The organism is uncultured Lacinutrix sp. (assembly GCF_947500325.1).
GTDB lineage: Bacteria > Bacteroidota > Bacteroidia > Flavobacteriales > Flavobacteriaceae > Lacinutrix.
Genome location: NZ_CANMRQ010000006.1, coordinates 200,898 through 223,248 on the forward strand (window position 1 = coordinate 200,898; position 22,351 = coordinate 223,248).

General features: G+C 30.5%; 21 protein-coding genes. 12 read left to right on the top strand and 9 right to left on the bottom strand.

The genetic code is table 11. From position 1 onward, the window contains the following. The first annotated feature begins 33 nt into the window (after window positions 1-33). A complete protein-coding gene (locus tag Q0997_RS10080; RefSeq protein ID WP_299888283.1) occupies window positions 34-870 on the top strand; it encodes a hypothetical protein in 837 nt (278 codons plus the stop codon). 570 nt (window positions 871-1,440) lie between these two features. Here Q0997_RS10080 and Q0997_RS10085 read toward each other — a convergent pair. The 5 genes from Q0997_RS10085 to Q0997_RS10105 form a co-directional block, all read right to left on the bottom strand. Next, window positions 1,441-1,869, bottom strand: a complete 429-nt coding sequence (locus Q0997_RS10085) for a hypothetical protein (protein WP_299888286.1) — start codon at window positions 1,867-1,869, stop codon at window positions 1,441-1,443. 1 nt (window position 1,870) lies between these two features. Then, window positions 1,871-3,268 carry a dihydrolipoyl dehydrogenase gene (lpdA, locus tag Q0997_RS10090; RefSeq protein WP_299888289.1) on the bottom strand — a complete coding sequence of 466 codons (1,398 nt, stop codon included), beginning with the start codon at window positions 3,266-3,268 and terminating at the stop codon, window positions 1,871-1,873. 285 nt (window positions 3,269-3,553) lie between these two features. Next, entirely contained in the window at window positions 3,554-4,324 is a 771-nt protein-coding gene (locus tag Q0997_RS10095) for a response regulator transcription factor (RefSeq protein ID WP_299888292.1), read from the bottom strand. Between the two features lie 51 nt (window positions 4,325-4,375). Then, window positions 4,376-5,002: a CPBP family intramembrane glutamic endopeptidase gene (locus Q0997_RS10100; RefSeq protein ID WP_299888295.1), complete on the bottom strand. Its 627-nt coding sequence runs from the start codon at window positions 5,000-5,002 to the stop codon at window positions 4,376-4,378. Between the two features lie 17 nt (window positions 5,003-5,019). Beyond that, on the bottom strand, window positions 5,020-5,478 hold the full coding sequence (locus tag Q0997_RS10105) for an Lrp/AsnC family transcriptional regulator (RefSeq protein ID WP_299888298.1): 459 nt from the start codon (window positions 5,476-5,478) through the stop codon (window positions 5,020-5,022). A gap of 158 nt (window positions 5,479-5,636) precedes the next feature. Between Q0997_RS10105 and Q0997_RS10110 the strand changes: the two genes are divergently transcribed. From Q0997_RS10110 to Q0997_RS10120, 3 genes are read left to right on the top strand one after another with little or no spacing between them, the layout of a single operon-like run. Continuing rightward, window positions 5,637-6,680, top strand: coding sequence for an NAD(P)/FAD-dependent oxidoreductase (locus Q0997_RS10110; RefSeq protein WP_299888300.1), 1,044 nt, complete (start codon window positions 5,637-5,639; stop codon window positions 6,678-6,680). 17 nt (window positions 6,681-6,697) lie between these two features. Beyond that, a complete protein-coding gene (locus tag Q0997_RS10115; RefSeq protein WP_299888303.1) occupies window positions 6,698-7,993 on the top strand; it encodes an aminotransferase class I/II-fold pyridoxal phosphate-dependent enzyme in 1,296 nt (431 codons plus the stop codon). Window positions 7,994-7,998: 5 nt separating this feature from the next. Then, window positions 7,999-8,547: an OsmC family protein gene (locus Q0997_RS10120; RefSeq protein WP_299888306.1), complete on the top strand. Its 549-nt coding sequence runs from the start codon at window positions 7,999-8,001 to the stop codon at window positions 8,545-8,547. 15 nt (window positions 8,548-8,562) lie between these two features. Here Q0997_RS10120 and Q0997_RS10125 read toward each other — a convergent pair whose 3' ends face one another. The 3 genes from Q0997_RS10125 to Q0997_RS10135 are packed head-to-tail and all read right to left on the bottom strand — an operon-like array spanning window position 8,563 to window position 10,111. Next, the gene (locus Q0997_RS10125; protein WP_299888309.1) at window positions 8,563-8,793 is read right to left on the bottom strand and encodes a hypothetical protein; all 231 of its coding nucleotides are present in this window, start codon (window positions 8,791-8,793) and stop codon (window positions 8,563-8,565) included. Continuing rightward, a complete protein-coding gene (locus Q0997_RS10130; RefSeq protein ID WP_299888312.1) occupies window positions 8,756-9,070 on the bottom strand; it encodes a hypothetical protein in 315 nt (104 codons plus the stop codon). Before Q0997_RS10130 ends, Q0997_RS10125 begins: the two co-directional genes overlap by 38 nt. 18 nt (window positions 9,071-9,088) lie before the next feature. Next, window positions 9,089-10,111: a metal-dependent hydrolase gene (locus tag Q0997_RS10135; RefSeq protein ID WP_299888315.1), complete on the bottom strand. Its 1,023-nt coding sequence runs from the start codon at window positions 10,109-10,111 to the stop codon at window positions 9,089-9,091. Between the two features lie 85 nt (window positions 10,112-10,196). Here Q0997_RS10135 and Q0997_RS10140 point away from each other — a divergent pair, with 85 nt between their 5' ends. Continuing rightward, window positions 10,197-11,663, top strand: coding sequence for a Na+/H+ antiporter NhaC family protein (locus Q0997_RS10140; protein ID WP_299888318.1), 1,467 nt, complete (start codon window positions 10,197-10,199; stop codon window positions 11,661-11,663). A gap of 143 nt (window positions 11,664-11,806) precedes the next feature. Continuing rightward, complete coding sequence (locus Q0997_RS10145) at window positions 11,807-12,451, top strand: peroxiredoxin (protein ID WP_299888321.1); 645 nt, start codon at window positions 11,807-11,809, stop codon at window positions 12,449-12,451. Window positions 12,452-12,525: 74 nt separating this feature from the next. Here Q0997_RS10145 and katG read toward each other — a convergent pair whose 3' ends face one another. Continuing rightward, window positions 12,526-14,724 (bottom strand): catalase/peroxidase HPI, encoded by a 2,199-nt coding sequence (gene katG, locus Q0997_RS10150; protein ID WP_299888324.1) that lies wholly within the window; start codon window positions 14,722-14,724, stop codon window positions 12,526-12,528. A 231-nt stretch (window positions 14,725-14,955) separates the two neighbouring features. Here katG and tpx point away from each other — a divergent pair, with 231 nt between their 5' ends. The 6 genes from tpx to ribB all read left to right on the top strand — a co-directional run bounded on the left by tpx (window position 14,956) and on the right by ribB (window position 22,301). After that, window positions 14,956-15,456 carry a thiol peroxidase gene (gene tpx, locus Q0997_RS10155; protein WP_299888327.1) on the top strand — a complete coding sequence of 167 codons (501 nt, stop codon included), beginning with the start codon at window positions 14,956-14,958 and terminating at the stop codon, window positions 15,454-15,456. After that, window positions 15,457-15,828 (top strand): diacylglycerol kinase, encoded by a 372-nt coding sequence (locus Q0997_RS10160; protein ID WP_299888330.1) that lies wholly within the window; start codon window positions 15,457-15,459, stop codon window positions 15,826-15,828. Window positions 15,829-15,903: 75 nt separating this feature from the next. After that, window positions 15,904-18,339 carry a DNA translocase FtsK gene (locus Q0997_RS10165; protein WP_299888333.1) on the top strand — a complete coding sequence of 812 codons (2,436 nt, stop codon included), beginning with the start codon at window positions 15,904-15,906 and terminating at the stop codon, window positions 18,337-18,339. A gap of 49 nt (window positions 18,340-18,388) precedes the next feature. Beyond that, window positions 18,389-19,027, top strand: a complete 639-nt coding sequence (locus tag Q0997_RS10170) for an outer membrane lipoprotein carrier protein LolA (RefSeq protein WP_299888336.1) — start codon at window positions 18,389-18,391, stop codon at window positions 19,025-19,027. Window positions 19,028-19,035: 8 nt separating this feature from the next. Beyond that, window positions 19,036-21,045: an LptF/LptG family permease gene (locus Q0997_RS10175; RefSeq protein ID WP_299888339.1), complete on the top strand. Its 2,010-nt coding sequence runs from the start codon at window positions 19,036-19,038 to the stop codon at window positions 21,043-21,045. A 104-nt stretch (window positions 21,046-21,149) separates the two neighbouring features. Further along, window positions 21,150-22,301: a 3,4-dihydroxy-2-butanone-4-phosphate synthase gene (gene ribB / locus Q0997_RS10180; protein WP_299888342.1), complete on the top strand. Its 1,152-nt coding sequence runs from the start codon at window positions 21,150-21,152 to the stop codon at window positions 22,299-22,301. Window positions 22,302-22,351 lie beyond the last annotated feature (50 nt).

The following is a 22,351-nucleotide window of genomic DNA, read 5'->3' on the forward strand; positions in this document are numbered from 1 at the left end:
AATTTGGTTCATATTCAAAAAATAATAAAAGAAATGAAAACATTAAATTTATCACTCGTATTTGGTTTATTAGTTATTGTAAATAGCTTTAGCCAAGAAAAGTATGCATCAAATGAAACAAAAGAAGTAATTGAAAAAATGATTAAAGCTCATGGAGGTTATGATCAATGGAAGAGTCTTAAAACCTTAAGTTTTACAAACTCTATGTACAGCGAATCTTTAGGGTTTGTTAGATTTTGGGTTGCAGATCAAACAATTGATATGCAAACGAGACGTTCTTACCAATACTGGCCTCTATTTGGCTCACAAATGACCTATGATGGCAATAAAGTATGGACTACAAATTGGCAATCAGGAAATCCGCCAAATCATCAGCACTCTGTGTACTATTACTATGTAAACCTGCCATGGTTAACACAAGATAACAATGTGATTTTAGGTAAGGTTACCCAATTAAAGCATCCTGCTTTTAAAAATGAAGTTTATAAAATTAAAATGAGCTTTACAAAATCTCCAACATTAGGAAAATCTGCTAAAGACACCTTCACACTATATATAGATAAAGAAACTTATATTCTTAGTGGTTATGAATATACTGTAAGTTATGGTCCTTTATTAGATGTATTAAATGTACCTGTAACACAAAAGTCTTATGGACCTATATTAAGAATAAACACTTATACTGGAGATATTAATGGCTTAAAATTTCCAATGCTAATGACTACAAAAAGTCTTGATTTAAAACAACAATATGGTGATCATGCTATTTATGACTATAAAGTAAATGAAGCGTTTGATGAGCAAAAAATGATAAAACCAGAAAATGCAGTTGTAGATACTTCTGAAGATAAAAGAAAATCAGCAAATTAAAACACTTTGAAATATTGAGGCTATAATTCTTACATTTTATAGCCTCATTTTTATGAAACAAGCAATTATTTACTATGCACTAATATTTACAATAGTTATTGTATTATTTTTAAATTGATAATAAGTATCATTATTATCAAAAACAGTTTTACTAATATCTATATCTAAATATTTTTTATCTTAATTCATTACTAAAGCTATGCAAAGAGACTATCTACTATGAATTCAACAGCATAAAATCGAAGTCTAAAGCTTCATAGAATTTATCGTAGAAAAGAGAAGATATTCGAAATCTAGGTTTCTACGTGTATAATAACCTTATTCTTCTTTTGGGTTTTTATGATTTATTTATCTAATTTAATGAATAGATAACTTAAGACGTGCATAATTAATTGCTAATTATTGCCTACTTAAGAAAAATCTTCTCAGGTTTTCTTTAAGTTATAATCGTATTGTGTAAGCTTAACTTCTTTGTTCTCTTTTTTATAATGAGTTGATTTTGTGCCAACTTATTTCAGGACAGAAAAAATATAAACAAAAAAGCGAATCTAAAATAGATTCGCTTTTTTGTTAAAATTCGTCTTCAAAATCTTCGTCCCATTTAAACTGATTTACAATCCAGCCTTTTTCTGTTTTGTAATAAATAAATATAAACCTTAAAGCAGATACTCTGTATAGTGAAAAATATGTTTCTCTTATTGTTATATTTTCTAAATTACTATAATTAATCTTCTTAATTCCTTTTGCTTTACCGTAAATACTTTCAACCGTATTAAGCCCTTTAATAGTTTTCTCCTCTATTAATTCTACTTCTGTTTTAGGAATTGGCCAATAATCATTTAATAATAAAAAAGCTTCAGATACTTTATTCTGGTTAAATAATAACATTACATTTTCTGAAAAATCTTGAATTTCTTTTTCAGAATTAAAATATTTTTCTTGTCCATAAGATTTTACTCCTATAGAGCATATAATAAAAAATAATATAATTTTTTTCATATTAAACATGTAAAGCACCATCTCCAACTGCTAAAGCAGCTTCTTTTATTGCTTCAGTAAATGTAGGATGCGCATGAGACATTCTTGCTATATCTTCTGCACTTGCTCTATATTCCATTGCAACTACAGCTTCTGCAATCATATCTGCAGCTCTAGCACCAATCATGTGCACGCCAAGAATTTCATCTGTTTTTTCGTCTGCAAGAATTTTTACAAACCCGTCAATATCCATACTTGCTCTACTTCTACCTAATGCACGCATTGGGAAAGATCCAACTTTATAAGCTATACCCGTATCTTTTAACTCTTCTTCTGTTTTTCCTACAGCGGCAACTTCAGGCCAAGTATACACAACACCAGGGATTAAGTTATAATCTATATGTGGTTTTTGTCCTGCAATAGTTTCTGCCACTAAAACACCTTCTTCTGATGCTTTATGCGCTAACATTGCCCCTTTTACAACATCACCAATAGCATAAATATTACTAACATTAGTTTGTAAATGCGCATTAGTTTCTACTTGCCCGCGGTCAGTAAGTTTTACTCCAGCAGCTTCTACATTTAAACCATCTGTATATGGACGACGCCCTACAGAAACTAAACAATAATCGCCTCTAAACTCTACTTCTTCTCCTTTTTTATTATCAGCTTTTACAACAACCTCATCACCTACACGTTCCACAGATTTTACTTTGTGAGACATATTCATTTTAAATTTCGCTTTCTTAAAAACTTTATTAAGCTCTTTAGATAATGCTTTATCCATTGTTGGTATAATGCGATCCATATACTCTACAATAGATACTTCTGCTCCTAAACGCTTATATACTTGACCTAATTCAAGGCCAATAACACCACCACCAATTACAATTAAATGCTTAGGTATTTCTTTAAGTTTTAAAGCTTCAGTAGAAGTAATAATTCTTTCTTTATCAATATTTATAAATGGCAAGCTTGATGGTTTAGAACCAGTAGCAATAATAGTATTAGCTGCTTCAATTTCTGTAGCATCTTTACCAGTTACTTTTATATGAGTAGCATCTATAAAACTACCAACGCCTTCGTAAACATCAATCTTATTTTTTTTCATTAAAAAATCGATTCCACCAGTTGTAGTATCTACTACTGTTTGTTTACGAGCAATCATTTGTTTTAAGTTCACCTTAACTTCACCAGGAATATCAATACCATGCTCTTCAAAATGCTTTACTGCATCTTCGTAATGATGAGACGAATCTAAAAGTGCCTTACTTGGTATACAACCTACATTAAGGCAAGTACCACCAAGTGTTGAATATTTTTCGATAATTGCTGTTTTCATTCCTAGTTGCGCGCAACGTATTGCTGCTACATATCCTCCAGGGCCAGAGCCTATAACGGCTACATCGTATTTACTCATAAGTTTTATTTTTTTTCGCTATTTGCGGAAATTTATTTTTAAAAACGATTACAAAAATACAATTTTGGTTGACTAATCACGAATGCAAATGATGAATTTTAAATCTATAGTTTTTTGAAGATAATTACACCTGAATCTACTAGTAATTAAAAGCTGAAAATGCCTATTCATAGAACTTTTTTCTTTAGAATAGGCATATTTAGAAATATAGTGATTAATAGCTTTGTAAAAATCAACAAACTTTAGAGTCTACACAATACTCAAATTGAGTATTTAAATAAAAAATCAAATTAGATTTTTATTAATTTTCAACATTCCAATTAACTCACCTGTAGAAGAAATTTTTAACTTTTTAAGAATATTCCTTCTGTGTGTATCTACAGTATGTGGACTAATATTTAGCTTTTGAGAAATTTCTTTACTGGAAAAATTTAAAACTAATAAGCGAATAACGTCACGCTCTCTATTACTTATCCCGCTAGATAAGAGTTTTTGAGAAAAATTATTAAAATAAATGGTTTCATATTCGTTTTGAGCATTTAATAATTTTGCACTTGCAGTAATCCCCATTTTAACATTAGCATCTAAAACAGTATAGTGAGCTAAACCTATAATGGGCTTCTTTCTAGAATCGAACATTAACGGTGTTGTATTTTGCACAATATTTACATAAACATCGTCTGCATTTTTTAGCCTATAATTCCAAGTATAATTCGCATTCTCTCTTTTATCTCTTGGTATTTCATTTAAGGTAAATTCCATCAAATGATTTAAAGCACTTAACCAAACTTCAACGTCTTCTGGATGTATTCTTCCCCAAAAATATCTCATCCCTTTAGCTTTCAATATATCGGGATCTAAGCCTAAACAAGGACCAAAATTTTTACTTATATACTCAAATTTAAATTCTTGTGTATTAGTCACACAAAAAAAAGTAGAACTATATGGTAGATATTTATCTAACTCAATAAGTTTATTTATATGTATTTCCAGTGAAGGTTTATCGTATGACTCAAAAACAGACTTGTATTGGTCTTTAATTTTATAAAATTCCATAAATAATGATTAATAGCGCTACGAAGTTATAAAAATTAAAGAAATATCCTACTAACTAGGAAATCCTAACATTTCTCCCATACCAACAGTAAATAGCCAACAACCGTAAATAGCATGTTCAATACTTACTAATATTGTAGATTTTGTTTTATGAAAAGTGAATGCAAATAATAAACCGCCTAGAAAAGTAAGTATAATAACTAAAGTGTTTTTAAAAAATAAATGAGCTAGAGAGAATACTATAGCATTTATAAAGAAAAACAGTTCTTTGCTTTTAAACAAATTCTCATAACGCTGAAAATAAAAAGTCCTATATATTAGTTCTTGAGGATAAACAGAAAAAACACTATAAACAAAAAGAATAGCGACCCACATTAAAGGTTTTTCTCTTAAAACAATAAATAAATTTGAAGATTTTGTGTAATACACATATAATGTAGTAATAGCAATTATAACAATTAACTTAAAAAATGTCTCTTTAAAAAAACGATTCCAATTAAGATTTTTAGCTATTTTAAATTTATTATTCTCTACTCGCAATAAGACATAAATAATATAAAAAAAACCTAAAATACTTATTATCATTTTAATCCAAATAGAAAAAGCTATTGCAAAACTCACAGGGATTATAATAAATATTAAAAAGAATTCTAATAATCTATATTTTATTGATTGCATACTATAATATATCAAAATTAAACTGAAATTGCTGTTGTATGTTTTACTTCGTTAATCATAAACATACTGTGAGTACTTCCAATATGATTAATATTTGTTAATTTATTAACCATAAACTCTCTAAAAGCTTCCATATCTTTTACTAATACTTTTAATAAATAGTCATAATCACCACTTATATGATAACACTCTAAAACTTCCTCTAAATTAGTAACTTCTTTTTCAAATTTAACGACATAATCTTGAGTATGCTGCATTAATTTTATATGACAAAAAGCAACAAACGATTTATCAATAGCTTCTTTCTTTACCAAAGCTACATATTTATTTATAACACCACTATTTTCTAACTTTTTAATACGTTCGTAAACTGCCGTAACAGACAAGTTTAATTTATTAGACAATTCTTTATTTGTCTGTTTGCTATTTTCTTGTAAAAGTTCTAATATTTTTTTATCAATACTATCAAATTGCATAATCGGAAAATTTTCAGTTTTTGTAAATATAATTTATTTTTTTGATTAAAATTAAACTAACCAAAGGACATATAATAGTTTTATTTTCTAAAAAAATAGGCTTTCATTGATATATACCCTGCAATACCATAGTTTTGCCTTTATTGAATCACAATTCTATGAAGGACTTTATAATTATTGGTGCTGGACAATCTGGCCTATCAATAGCATATTATCTAACCCAACAAAAAAAAGATTTTGTTATACTAGATGCAAATGAAGAAGTTGGTGCGCCTTGGTTAAAACGATGGGATTCATTAAAACTGTTTACGCCTTCTGAATTTAATCATCTACCTGGCATGAGTTTTCCTCATAAAAAAGGACACTATGCTAACAAATATGAAGTAGCCGATTATTTAAAATCTTATGTTTCAAAATTTAAGATTCCAGTAAATTTTAATCAAAAAATAATTGCTTTAAAAAAAGAAGGTGATCACTTTATTTTAAAAAGTAAAGATCAAACTTTTAAAACTAAAAATGTTGTAGTATCTACTGGGCCTTTTCATACACCATATACACCATCGTGTCATGAAAAAATTTCAGGTAGCGTTTATCAAATTCATAGTGAACACTACAAAAACCCTAATCAATTACAAAAAGGAGATACTTTGGTTGTTGGTGCAGGAGATTCTGGTGTACAAATTCTAAAAGAAATCTCAGAGACTAATAGAACCGTTTATTTTTCAGGAACTACAAATATTGCAACACTTCCTCAAGAAATTTTAGGAAAAACTTTGTGGTGGTGGTTTAAAAAAATTGGTTTTTTAAGTGCCAATAAACATTCATTTATTGGAAAAAAAATAAGAACTGGTAGGCAACCCGTTATTGGAACTAACGTAAAGAAGTTATTAAATAAACAAAACGTAGTTTGTGTAGGCCGCACTTTAAATGCAAATGAAAATGAGTTAGTTTTCGAAAACAAAACCACTTCTTCTATTAAAAATATTATTTGGGCTACTGGTTTTAAGCCAAATTTTAATTGGATTGAAAATGAACAGTTAGATAGCAATAATTATCCAAAAAACTATAGAGGCGTTAGCAATACTAAAGGGTTATATTATTTAGGCTTACCATGGCTTCATACTAGAGGTTCTGCAACACTTGGTGGTGTAAAAAAAGATGCGAAATATTTAAGTAATTATATAAAAAAACAAGCGATCTAATTTAATAAAGGTTCTTTATGAAAAAAAGTTATCAAAATATAGAACATAAAAGAGAAGATGGAAGTATCTGGTTTAATGACTTAAAGCGAAAACGAGAAGAAGGTCCTGCTTTAAATAAACACCGCTATACAGAATTTTCAGATGCAACCAAATCTGTTCACGCTGGCCAATATGATGATCCAAACACTGGCGCTTTAGGCACACCAATATTTCAATGCTCTACATTCTATTTAAAAGAAACCTCATACCAGGCAATTGAAGAAGGACGAGGAAGAGATGAAATGATTTACACGCGTTATGGTAATCCATCACAATGGAGTGTTCAAGAAAAACTATCTGCTCTTGAAAATGCTGAAAGTTCTATTGTCTTTACCTCTGGAATGGCTGCCATTTCTTCAACACTTCTTGCTATGCTAGATAAAGGAAGTCATATTGTCTCCTCTAGAGATATTTATGGAGGAACATATAATTTTTTATATGAAGATTTAGACCGCTATGGCATGTCTGTAACATTTACATCTCCTACAAACATTAAAGAGATCGAATCTGCAATACAAGAGGATACTAAAATCTTATATTTTGAAGCGCTAACAAATCCGTTACTTAAAATCACTCCAATTAAAGCGTTAGTCGCATTAGGAAAAAAATACAACTTACGTGTTATTATAGACAACACTTTTTTAACACCTTATAATGTAAAACTACTAGATTTAGGAGTAGACTTAGTTGTAAATTCTGCTACAAAATACTTAAATGGCCATTCAGATTTAATTGGAGGCACAGTTTCTGGTTCTCGAAAACTTGTAGATCGTATTTGGCCGCAAATGCTTAAAAATGGAGGTTCTATGGATCCTCATGCTTGTTTTCTATTAGAACGCAGTTTAAAAACATTTGCATTACGTATGAAAACTCATAATGCAAATGCTATGGAGCTAGCAACTTATTTAGAAGCTCATACTAAAATTAAAAAAGTATACTATCCAGGTTTAGCCTCGCATGAACAACATAGTCTAGCTAAATCTCAACTAAAAGGAAAAAACTCTGGAATGATTAGTTTTGAAATTGAAGGTGGCGATACAAAAGCCCATCAATTACTAAGCTTCTTAAAACTACCAAAAGAAGCTACAAGTCTTGGAGGTGTTGAGAGTTTAATATCATTGCCATATAATACTTCGCAAGCTTCATTAACAAAAGAACAACAAAAAGCTATTGGAATCAATGATGGACTCATTAGATTATCTGTAGGAGTTGAAGATATTAATGATATCATTTCAGATTTTAATCAAGCTATTTCAAAAACATTTAAATCTTAATTACTATGCTAAACAATATTAATATTGCTGGGTTAAGCGAATACACAAATGAAGTAAAAGAAAATAATATTCAAGGAAAAGCATCTTATGGTGTTGAATTAAACTGGGAAAGCGGAACAAAAACTACAGTTTCGACAAAAAACATGATTCTAGGTGAACATAAATTAATTAGAGATTTTAATTTCACAATTGATGAACCTACTCAATTATTAGGTGTAAACTGTGCACCAAACCCTGCAGAATATATGCTTGGAGGATTAGCAGGTTGCATGGCAGTAACATTTATGGCAGGAGCAACTGCAATGGCTATTGAAATAGACCAATTAAAATTAGAAATTGATGGCGAATTAGACCTACAAGGCTTTTTAGGATTAAATACAAATAGTGACGCTGGTTTTCCTGAACTAAAATTTATTTTTCATGTAAAAGGAAATGGTACTCAAGAACAATATAATACATTAATGAACCGAGTAACAAAACATTCTCCAAATTTTAATACTATAAGAAACGAAGTTAAAATGGTAGGAGAATTAAAAGATAATGCTTTAAAATAAAAATATACGAAAGACTTATTTCCATTCAGTTGTGAACTCCGAAATCAAAAAAGCATTAATAATTCCTCCTTTAAATTCGTGTTCATTAGTAAACAAGGTGTATAAAAGCACCTTTTTTTTATCTTTCAATTCGGTTTTAAAATCATCTATAAGTTGATTTTGAATAGGCATCCATATTTTAGATTTCCCAATATTAAATTCAAGTTCTTTAGAAACCAAACCATTCAAAACTTCTGAACTTCCCATTTTTTATCTTAAAAACTCTTTTCATTGAATTAAGAACTTTAGAGTCAATCTCCCTTTCATTACCTGTAAACTCTGCTATAAACCTAAACTTTTCCATTGCTACATAATAATGTCCTTTACTACTATCTTTTTCTACCTCTTTAGCGTAGTCAATTTCCGATTGAATAATTTTTGCTGCACTTTCATATTTATAGTTTTTATCCCAATTTTCAAATCCATTTTGTGAATAAATCCAATTTGATATGAGTAAAAATAATATTAAACATTTTCTTGTCATAGTACTATATTCTTAATTTTAAATTCCTTTCATTCGCTTCCATAGGTTTGACATAGCTTCATCCATTTCGCCAACTTCTGGTTCAAAAGGTTTCATGTCTAATCTATCATCATTCTTAAAGAGAGCTAAACCAAAAATAGATTTATACCCGTTTTTTGTTTTTACCAATGGATAACGTAAATCCTTATATAAATAAGTATTTTTAGATATTTTATCAACACTAAAATAATCATTACTAAACCATGCCAAATCTTCAATATCTTTATTCTGCGCTTTAGTAATTGCTCGTGTTTTTGGTAGTTCTTGCCAATCTGAAAAACGATTAGAATTATCAAATAAAGAATAAAAAGCAACTTGATAAGACGTTTCTGTTTCTGCTATACCATACCATAACACATTATTTAATATTGAAGGTTGAGAACTAAAACGAGAGTACTCAATATTCTTTTCGGCTAAAGATTTTTTAAACACATAATCTATGTATAGCTTATTACCTATAGTAAATACCATATACATAGAACTTATTACAATGCCATAGTTTAACCATTGCTTTCTTCTTTTTGAAGCTCTTTTAAAAAACATTAAAACAAGCATGCAAATTAGAAAAGGAGCTGTATACATTGGATCGGCAACTGCTATGTTATTAAAGGCTACGCGATAGTTAGAAAATGGTGCAAACAATTGCGTTCCATATGGCGTAAAGCAATCTAAAATAGGATGTGTTAGCAATGACCAAAAAAACAACTGAATCCAATCTATAAGAGCTGTTGTATTAAACCTCTTCCCAGTATTATATAATTTATACGCTAGGAAACCAAAAAGAAAAGTTCCAATAATAGAAAATAAAATAGAATGCATGAATCCGCGATGAAACAACATAGCATCTATTTCATTGTTATATAATAATGCACCTAAAAAAACATCTAAATCTGGAATAGTACCACCAATAGTTCCAAAAAGCAAGGCTTTATTTCCTATTTTCTTTCCTAAAACAGCTTCTCCACAAGCAGCTCCAAGTACAATTTGAGTTAATGAATCCATATAAAAGGCTAATTTACAGTAACGAAATGAATTTGCATAACATCTTACAAAATCGTAACATTACATCTCTTAAAAAATAACAACTATGCAAGACGATAATCTTTCGGAAATAGATATCAAAGACCAGAAAATAATTGACAATAAAGAATTAAACTTATACGAAGCTTTAATTCCGGTTGTGATTTTAATGGGATTGTTAGCTTATAATATCTTTTTTGTTGAAGATCAAGAATGGTTTGGTGGTTATACCAATCAAATTATCTTATTAATGGGAGGTTTTGTGGCTATGATTGGAGGTTTTATGAATAAGGTTCCTTTTATGGTTATGGTTAAAGAAGTGTGGGAAAATCTAAAGAGTGTTTTTGTTCCTTTAATGATATTATTTCTAGTTGGAGCATTGGCTGGAACTTGGCTAGTAAGTGGTATTATACCAGCTATGGTTTATTACGGTTTACAAGTATTAAATCCCTCTATATTCTTACCCGCTTCTGTTATAATAGCCGCAATCATTTCTATTGCTACTGGTAGTTCTTGGACCACGTCTGCTACGGTAGGTATTGCCTTAATAGGTATTGGAAGCGCTTTAGGAATTCCCACAGGAATGATAGCTGGAGCTGTTATTTCTGGCGCTTATTTTGGAGATAAAATGTCTCCGTTAAGTGATACAACAAACCTTGCTCCTGCTATGGCTGGAACAGATTTGTTTACACATATTAGATACATGACAATAACAACAGTACCAACAATTATTGTTACACTTATCATTTTTGCTATTTTAAGTACAACTATAGATACTACAGGTAGCGCTGATATTAGCGGTTTATTGGCAACAATAGATTCTACTTTCAATATCACACCATGGCTATTTGCAGTGCCGTTAGTGGTAGTTGCTTTAATATTATTAAAAACAAAACCTCTTATTGCTTTAGGTTGTGGCGTTGTATTAGCTGCTATTTTTGCTTTTATTTTTCAACCAGACATTTTAGGAAGTTTATCTAGCTCTAAATTTGGATCTATTACAAATGCAGTATTAACAGATACTAACATAACTACTGATAATGAAAAATTAAATGATTTATTTAGTTCAGGCGGTATGAAAGGTATGCTTTGGACAATATATCTTATTTGTTGTGCTATGGTATTTGGAGGTATTATGGATGCTATTGGAGCATTATCTAGAATTACAAAAGCATTACTTTCTGTAGCTACAACAGTTTTTGGTTTATTTGCCAGTACAGTATTAAGTTGTTTAGGTTTAAATGCTATTGCAAGCGACCAGTATTTAGCCTTAGTTATACCTGGGAAGATGTTTAAAAAAGCATATGAAGATAAAGGTCTTGCGCCTGAAAACTTGAGTCGTACATTAGAAGATTCAGGAACAGTAACTTCTGTATTAATTCCATGGAATACTTGTGGTGCCTACCAATCTGGCGTTCTAGGTGTTGGTGTTGGAGAATATTTTATGTATGCCTTTTTCAATTGGTTAAGCCCATTCACAACACTTTTATTTGCTGCTTTAAACTTTAAAATAAGACAAATCACTTCTAAATAAGAAGTAACTAACTCATTTTCAGTCCATATTATTTAAATCTATACTACAATAAAGATTTACGTTTTTTTAATGTGCAAAAATCGCTATTACATAGTATATTTGCGCCTTGAAAATTGAATTATTAATTTATTAAATTTAAATACATGGCATTAGTAGGAAAACAATTTCCAGATCTTACTGTAGACGCAATCGATAGCTTAGGTCAAAACAGAAAAATCAATGTTTTAGAAGAAGCAAAAAAGAATAACAAAAAAGTAATTTTATTCTGGTACCCAAAAGACTTTACTTTTGTTTGCCCAACAGAATTATATGCTTTTCAAGCTGCTGTAGCTGAATTTGAAAAACGTAATACTATTGTTATAGGTGCTTCATGTGATACTCCAGAAGTACATTTTGCATGGTTAAATACTGCTAAAGATAATGGTGGTATTCAAGGTGTAACATATCCATTAATTGCAGATAGTAACCGTAACTTAGCTTCTACACTAGGTATATTAGACATTACTAACGAGCAGTACAATGAAGAAACTGGTGTTGTTACTGTTGAAGGAGACAATGTAACTTATAGAGCAACTTATTTAATTGATGAAGAAGGTACTATTTTCCATGAAAGTATTAACCACATGCCTTTAGGAAGAAACGTTTCTGAATTTATTCGTTTAGTTGATGCTTATACTCACGTACAACAAAATGGAGAAGTTTGTCCTGCAAACTGGAAAGAAGGAGAAGCTGCAATGAGAGCTAATAGAGAAGGTGTTGCCGAATATTTATCTGCGCACGTGAACTAAAAACATATTCGTTTTTTACATAAAAAAAGCCACTTCAAATTGAAGTGGCTTTTTTATTTATATCTCGTTATAATTTACCTTAAATCGAAACGATCTAAGTTCATTACTTTTACCCAAGCTGCTACAAAATCTTTAACAAATCGTTCTTCTCCATCATTAGCTCCATAGACTTCAGCAACTGCTCTTAATTCTGTATTAGAACCAAAAATTAAATCGGCTCTAGTTCCAGAAAACTGCATTGCTCCAGTTCTTCTATCTCTGCCTATAAATTCTTTCTCATCTATAGAAGCAGCTTCCCACGTTAATGAAAAATCAAGAATATTAGTAAAAAAGTCGTTAGTTAGATGTCCTACATTTTCAGTAAAAACACCGTGTTTAGATCCATCGTAATTGGCACCAATAACTCTTAAGCCACCAACAAGAGCGGTCATTTCTGGTATAGATAAAGTAAGTAAGTTTGCACGATCTACTAATAAATCTTCTGCCGCAACATTTAATTTAGCATTTATATAATTTCTAAACCCATCTGCTAATGGTTCTAAATAGCCAAACGATTCTAAATCTGTTTGCTCTTGAGACGCATCACCTCTACCCTGACTAAATGATACATTTACATTATATCCTGCATTTTTAGCTGCAGTTTCAACACCTGTATTACCAGCAAGTACAATTAAATCTGCCATAGAGATTGTTCCGCTAAACTCTTTTCTAATACCTTCAAAAACGGTTAAGACTTTATTTAATTCTACAGGATTGTTTACTTCCCAACTACGTTGGGGTTCTAAACGAATACGTCCTCCATTAGCACCACCTCTCATATCTGAACCTCTATATGTAGAAGCAGAAGCCCAAGCTGTTTTTACTAACTCAGACACAGTTAAACCAGAAGCTAAAATCATTTTCTTTAAAGATTCAATATCTCCATCACTTAATGTGTATTCTACTTTTGGAATTGGATCTTGCCAAATTAATGTTTCACTAGGCACTTCAGGACCTAAATAACGATCTATTGGTCCCATATCTCTATGTGTTAATTTAAACCAAGCGCGAGCAAAAGCATCTTCAAATGCTGCATGATCTTCATGAAAACGTTTAGAAATCTTTAAAAAATCTGGATCCATTTTTAAAGCCATATCTGCAGTAGACATCATTAAAGCTTGCTTACCATTAGCATCACCTGCTTTTGGAGCCATACGCGCATTAGATGCCTTTGTTGGTGTCCATTGATGAGCTCCAGCAGGACTCTTAGTTAATTCCCAATCGTAATTTAATAACACATCAAAATATTCATCATCCCATCGCGTTGGGTTTGGAGTCCACGCACCTTCTAATCCACTAGTAATTGTATCATCTAAAACACCAGTTCCAAATGTATTTTTCCAACCGGTACTCATTTGCTCAATAGAAGCCCCATGTGGTTCTACACCTACATATTTATCTGGATCTGCTGCACCATGTGCTTTACCAAAGGTATGACCACCAGCTACTAAAGCAACTGTCTCTTCATCATTCATTGCCATACGACCAAAAGTAATTCTAATATCATGCGCAGATTTTAAAGGGTCAGGGTCACCATTAGGTCCTTCTGGATTTACATAAATAAGTCCCATATGCACAGCTCCTAAATGACCTTCCAAGTCACCATCGCTAGTATCATAACGGTTATCATTGTCTAACCATCCTGTTTCACTACCCCAATACACGTCTTGTTCTGGTTCCCATACATCTTCTCTTCCGCCAGCAAAACCAAATGTTTTAAATCCCATAGATTCTAAAGCACAGTTTCCTGCAAGAATCATTAAATCTGCCCAAGAAATTTTATTTCCATATTTCTTTTTAACTGGCCATAATAACAAGCGCGCTTTATCAAGATTACCATTATCTGGCCAACTATTTAAAGGCGCAAAACGATGTGTTCCAGATCCAGCTCCTCCACGACCATCTCCTACTCTATATGTCCCTGCACTATGCCATGCCATACGAATCATAAAGCCTCCATAATGACCATAGTCTGCTGGCCACCAATCTTGTGAATCTGTCATTAAATCAATGACTTCTTGTTTTAAAGTAGAAAAATCAACACTTTTAAAGGCCTCTGCATAATTAAAGTCATCACCCATTGGATTATTCTTTAAAGCATTTTGTCTAAGAATATTTAATTTTAATTCATTAGGCCACCAGTCGCGATTACTTGTACCACTACCTGCGGCTTCTTTTTGTGTACCGTTAAAGAATGGGCATTTACTAATATCTCCATTATTGTTATGTTCCATATTTTTAATTGATTTTTAGTTTTTAATTTTAACGTTCCTAAAATTAGTCAATTATAGGTTTCATTCAACATTCTAAAAATTGATTGTCCTTATTTTGCAATAGTTTTTAATTATAAAAAACAAATAAAATCATAAATATTACTTATTTTACTATAATAAAATTATTAGTTTCTTAAGTTAATAATTTAAGTAGAATGTCTATTTTTAGATTTCAATTAAAACTTATAACAAATGGCATCAATTACATTAGGTGGTAATCCAGTAGAAACTTCAGGAACGTTACCAAAAATAGGAGAAAAAGCTCCAAATTTCACTTTAACAACTACAGATTTAGCTTCAAAATCATTAGAAGACTATAAAGGAAGTAGAGTTGTTTTAAATATATTTCCAAGTATAGATACAGGTACTTGTGCTAAATCTGTGAGAGAGTATAATAAAGAAGCTTCAACAATGGAAAACACTAAAGTTTTATGTATTTCTAGAGATTTGCCTTTTGCTCAGGCTCGTTTTTGTGGTGCTGAAGGTCTTGAAAATGTTGAAAACCTTTCAGATTTTAAAGATGGTAGCTTTGGAAAAGCTTATGGCTTAGATTTTACAAATGGTCCATTAGAAACATTACATTCGCGTTGTGTAGTAGTTCTTGACGAAAATGGAATAGTAAAATATACCGAGCAAGTTCCAGAAATTGTTGATGAACCAAATTACAAAGCATCTTTGGAATCACTTTCTTAAATGAATAAAAAAAAAGACTCTTTTATAGTAAATAGAATTAAAAGTGTAGGCTATGCCTTTAAAGGCGCCTACCTTTTAATTACTACTGAAGCCAGTTTAAAAATTCAGTTTGTCATTGGTATTATAATGACCATTGCAGGATTATATTATAACCTTTCTGCAACAGAATGGTGTATTCAAATATTAGTAATAGCACTAATTATGGCTATAGAAGGAGTAAATACTGCTATTGAAGAGATTGCAGATTTTATTCATCCAGATCGTCATCCAAAAATTGGTTTGATTAAAGATTTGGCAGCTGGTGCTGTATTTATTGTTGCAATTGCTGCAGTAGCAATAGGATGCATTATCTACGTCCCAAAAATTTTCTGAAACACTTTTAAACACAATTACTAATTAGGAAAACCGTTAGTTATTTGTATTTTTGTTTCACTCTAAAAACGCATAATGGCGAAAGCAAAACCGAAATCTAAACCAAAAAAGACTAAAAAAAAACGAAGTTTTAAAAAACCAAACTTAAAACTATCAAGTCAACAAAAGTTAATATTTGGAAGTCTATTGGTGCTTTTAGGCATCTTAATTTTCATTGCTTTTCTTTCTTTTCTATTTACAGGTAAAGCAGATCAAAGTATAATTGGAGAATTTCCTTCAAGGTCTATAGATACTAAAAACTGGGCAAGTCAATCTGGCGCTTGGCTAAGTGATTTTTTTATTCAACGTGGTTTTGGTATAGCTTCTTTTATTTTTTCGGGATTAATATTCTTAACTGGAATATATATTCTTTTAGATTTAAAAAAAGGAAAACTTCGCCAACATTGGTTTTGGGGAACTTTGGTAGTTATATGGGTTTCAGTTTTATTAGGGTTTATTTCCCCAGAAAATGGAATATTAAGTGGAACTATTGGGTTTGAAATTAATAATTTCCTTCAAGACTTTATTGGTAAAATAGGAGTTGTATTACTACTAATTTTTGTTTTTATAACCTATTTAGCAACACGTTTTAAATATACACCTGAAAGTATTGGCGCATTATTTAAAAACGCAAAAAAAGATATCAAATCTGAATTTGAAGAGGCTTCAAAAGAAACTATTGTACCTATTGATAATGCCTTAACAGAAGAAGCAGAAGCAATAAAATCGGCCTTTGAAATTAAAACAGAAGATTTACAACCTACTATTTCTAATCATTCTAAGTTAAAAACAACGTCTGATTTAGATGTAAAAATCCCTGAAAAAGAAAAGCCTATAGTAGAAACTTCGAAAATGGAAATTGAAATACCAAAAGAAGAACCTGAAGTAGAGATTGAAGTAGAAAGAGTAATTGAAGAGAAGTCTGAAACAGATAACCTGTCTGATAAATTAGTAGCAGATTTTGGTCAATTTGATCCTACATTAGAATTAGGTAATTACCAATTCCCTCCTTTAGATTTATTAAAAAAATATAATAATGAAGGCGTTACAATAAATCAAGAAGAACTTGAAGAAAATAAAAATAGAATTGTAGAAACTTTAAACAACTACAAAATTGGAATTGCTAGTATTAAAGCTACTATTGGTCCAACTGTTACATTATATGAAATTGTACCAGAAGCAGGTGTACGTATTTCTAAAATTAAAAATCTAGAAGATGATATTGCCTTATCATTATCTGCATTAGGTATTAGAATTATTGCTCCAATTCCAGGTAAAGGTACTATTGGTATAGAAGTTCCAAATAAAAATTCTACTATAGTTTCTATGCGATCTGTTATCGCTTCACAAAAATTTCAAAAAACCGAAATGCACTTACCAATAGCTATTGGTAAAACAATAAGTAATGAAACTTTAGTTATCGATTTAGCAAAAATGCCTCACTTATTAATGGCTGGGGCAACAGGGCAAGGAAAATCGGTAGGATTGAATGCTGTTTTAACGTCTCTATTATATAAAAAGCATCCTGCAGAAGTTAAATTTGTATTGGTAGATCCTAAAAAGGTAGAGCTAACATTATTTAATAAAATTGAACGTCATTACCTAGCTAAATTACCAGATGAAGCTGAAGCCATTATTACAGATAATACTAAAGTAATTAATACACTTAATTCATTATGTATTGAAATGGATAACCGTTACGAGATGCTTAAAAATGCATTATGTCGTAACATTGTAGAGTATAATAAAAAATTTAAAGACCGTAAATTAAACCCAAATGATGGTCATGCCTTTTTACCATATATAGTATTAGTGGTTGATGAGTTTGCAGATTTAATTATGACAGCTGGTAAAGAAGTAGAAACTCCTGTTGCCCGTTTAGCTCAATTAGCACGTGCAATTGGTATTCACTTAATTATAGCTACACAACGACCATCTGTTAATGTTATTACAGGTATTATTAAAGCAAATTTCCCTGCTCGTATAGCTTTTAGAGTATCTAGTAAAATAGATTCTCGTACTATTTTAGATGCTGGAGGAGCAGATCAACTTATAGGTCGTGGTGATATGTTATATACCCAAGGTAACGATATGATTCGGATACAATGTGCCTTTGTAGACACGCCTGAGGTAGAAAAAATAGTTGATTTTATTGGAGCTCAAAAAGCTTATCCTGATGCTTACTTACTTCCAGAATATGTAGGAGAAGAAGGTGGCACGAGTATTGATATAGACATAGCAGATAGAGACAAACTATTTAGAGAAGCTGCAGAAATTATTGTAACGGCGCAACAAGGTTCGGCATCTTTATTGCAACGAAAATTAAAACTAGGCTACAATCGTGCTGGTCGTTTAATAGATCAATTAGAAGCAGCTGGTATTGTTGGTGGTTTTGAAGGTAGTAAAGCTAGACAAGTATTAGTTCCTGATTTAGTTGCTCTTGATCAATTATTAGCAAACGAAGGTCAATAAAGCTAGGTTTCTATTAAAATAGAAGTACAAAAAATTTAAAAAAAATATAATGAAAAAATTATTTATCCTACTATTAATTACATGTTCAACAACTTTTGCTCAAAATGATACTAAAGCAAAAGCACTCTTAAATGAAGTTTCAGAAAAAGTAAAAGGCTACGATAACATTGCTATCAAATTTAAATATGTTTTAGAAAATGTTTCAGAAAATATAAAACAGGAAACTCATGGAGATGTTACTATGCAAGGTGACAAATACAAATTAAATATTCTTGGCATTACAAGACTTTTTGACGGTAAAAAACTACATACAATAAGCCCTGAAGATGAAGAGGTAACTGTTTCATCAGAAAATAATGATGAAGAAGGCACTATTACACCAAGTAAAATGTTATCCTTCTACGAAGATGGTTTTTCTTATAAAATGGATATTATACAAAATGTACGTGGCAGAAAAATTCAATATGTAAAGTTAACTCCTATAGATTCTAAAGCAACTATAAAGTATATTCTTTTAGGTATAGATGCGCAGACGAAACATATTTATAATTTAATAGAAATAGGTGAAAATGATACAAAAACGACTTTGACTGTTAATTCTTTTAAAACAAATGAACCTATATCAAAAACCTTGTTTACCTTTGACCAAAGTAAGTACAAAGATTACTACATCAATAAATTAGATTAGGTCAATTAGTGAAAATACTGGATAGATACATATTAAGTTCTTATCTAAAAACTTTTATCAGCGTGTTTGTAATTCTCATGCTGATTTTTGTATTACAGGCTATTTGGCTTTATATAAAAGAGTTAGCTGGTAAAGATTTAGACCCTACAACTATTGTAAAGTTTCTATTTTATATTACACCAACTCTTATTCCTCTAATTTTACCGCTTACTATATTATTATCTTCAATAATGGTATTTGGTAATTTTGCTGAGAATTATGAATTCGCAGCAATGAAATCTACTGGTATTTCATTACAACGTGCCATGTCTGGTTTAAGCATTTTTATCATAGCCTTAGGTATTACTACCTTTTTTTTTAGTAATAATGTTATTCCTTGGGCAGAATATAATAGTTATAATTTAAGAAAAAACATAGCAAAAGTAAAACCTGCTATGGCTATAGCTGAAGGACAGTTTAATCAAATTGGTGATAATTTCAATATTAAAGTATCTAATAAAACTGGAGAACGTGGTCAGTTTTTAGAAAATGTTATTATCCATAAAGGTCAAAAATCTAAGCCAGGTAATTATACTACTATCATTGCAGAAACTGGAGAATTGGTAAGTGCAAAAAAATCTGATGTTTTAAAACTTGTTTTACACAATGGCTATTACTATGACGATACACCTCCAAATGAATATAAAGAACGCTTAAGAAAGCCCTTTGCAAAAAGTACATTTAAAAAATATACTATAAATATAGATTTATCCAAACTTAATGAAATTGACTTAGATGAGAAAAGTACAGATAACAAATACTCTATGCTTAGTATTTCTCAATTAAACTACACTACAGACTCATTGCATTTAGGCCGTCAAGAAAAATATTCTATGTTTTCTAATAGGTTATACGATCGCACAAATCTTAGTACAATAAATTTAAATGTAGATACAAAAAAGGATACTATTTTTAATGGTGAAATAATAGACTTATTTATATTACCTAAAAGAAAAATACAGCTATTAGATTATGCCATAAATGCGGTTTCTCGAACTTCTAAGATAATAGAGACTAATGGAAACTCAATTAAAACTAAAAGTATTTGGTTAAATAAACATATTATAGCATTGCATGAAAAATTTGCTTTAGCATTTGCCTGCGTTATTCTCTTTTTTGTTGGTGCGCCACTAGGTGCATTAATAAGAAAAGGAGGTTTAGGTCTACCTATGGTTATAGCAATTGTTCTTTTTTTAACATATCATTTTATAGGTATTTTTGCAAAAAACAGTGCTAAAGATGGCTCTTTCAACCCAGTATTAGCAACATGGTTTTCTACATTAATAATGCTTCCTTTAAGTATTTTTTTAACAAGACGAGCTACTGCTGATCGTGGTATTCTTGAATTTGATCATATTACTATTCCTATAAAAAATTGGTATAATTCACGCTTTGGAAATAAAGACGAATCAAAAACTATAGCATTAAACAATAATAAAATCACTTCTTTCGATAAAGAATTTAAAAATATCTTTACAATTGAAAACATAGAAGAAAATGATTTTATAATTCCATTACATGAATTATTGGTAGAACATAATATTAATGGTACTAATATTTATAGACAAAAAGGAGATTCTAAAACTTATTTATTTCAGTTTGAAGAACAGTATAATTATAATATTTTTTTAACAGATTTAAAAAATAGAATTCCTAGGCATTCAATAGTTACAACAGAGCATGAATTTAAAAAACCATATTTAAAAACCGAATTTAACGATTACTTATATTTTGTAGTTAATGAAGACAGTGAGATCGAAGAAAACAACTCTTTTACTAAAGCAACTAATGTAAAAGAAAAAAAATCTCTATTTAATGCTGCAATAGGCACTTTAGTATTTGCAATAATTTGCTTAGTTCTCCATTTTGTGTTCGCAAATAATAAATTACCGCAATTTGCTTCTGCAGCGATACAATTAGCTCCAATTGCATTTATTGTATCAGTTTTCTACTTTATAAAAAGTAAGCGTATTAGGTAAACTTACTCCAAATATTTTATCTATTTAGAAATAAAAAAATCAAATCTCATTTAGCTTAATAATCACAAATTAGCAATATCTTTGCTTTAGTTAAAGGTATTGATATGATTACAAAAACTGAAGCGAAAAAAACTTTTAAATTAGACACTATACAAGAAGCTATTAATGATATTAAAGCTGGTAAAATAATTATAGTTGTTGATGATGAAGACAGAGAAAACGAAGGTGATTTTTTAGCTGCTGCTGAACTAGTGACTCCAGAGATGATAAATTTCATGGCAACTCACGGTCGTGGTTTAATTTGCGCTCCTTTAACAGAAAACAGATGTAAAGATCTAGGTCTACATATGATGGTAAGTAATAATACCGACCCAATGGAAACAGCTTTTACAGTTTCTGTAGATTTAAAAGGCGAAGGCGTTACTACAGGAATTTCTGCTAGTGACCGCTCAAAAACAGTAAAGTCTTTAGTAAATAAAGACACTAAACCATTCGATTTGGCAAGACCAGGACATATTTTTCCTTTAGTAGCTAAAGAAGGTGGTGTTTTACGACGAACTGGGCATACAGAAGCCGCAATAGATTTTGCTAGATTAGCTGGTTTAGAACCTGCAGGAGTAATAGTAGAAATCATGAATGAAGATGGTTCTATGGCACGTTTACCACAATTAATAGACGTTGCAAAAAAGTTTGATTTAAAACTTGTTTCTATAGAAGATTTAGTAGCCTATAGAATGGATCATGATTCGTTGATAGACAAGAAAGAAGATTTCAATATTGAAACTAGATTTGGAAGTTTTAGATTGAGAGCCTACCAGCAAACAACAAATAATCAAGTACATATAGCATTAACAAAAGGAGATTGGGCAACTAACGAGCATGTACTTACTAGAGTAAACTCTACTTTAGTAAATAATGATATTCTTGGAACACTTACTAATAATGCCGATGAAAAATTAGACGATATGTTTCGTGTTGTAAGTAAAGCAGGTAAAGGAGCTATTTTGTTTATAAACCAGCAAGCACAATCATTAAACTTATTAAAGCGATTAACTATTTTAAAAGACAATCAAATTGAAGGAAAAATATCTAAAGCTCCTGCCATAAATATGGATGCTAAAGATTTTGGAATTGGAGCTCAAATATTACACGATTTAAATATTCATAAACTAAAATTAATATCTAACTCGCAACAAACTAAGCGTGTAGGTATGATAGGTTACGGTTTAGAAATTGTAGAGTATGTAAACTATTAAATATATTTAGTTTTCATAAAAAAAGGAGTGTTTACAATTATGTAAACACT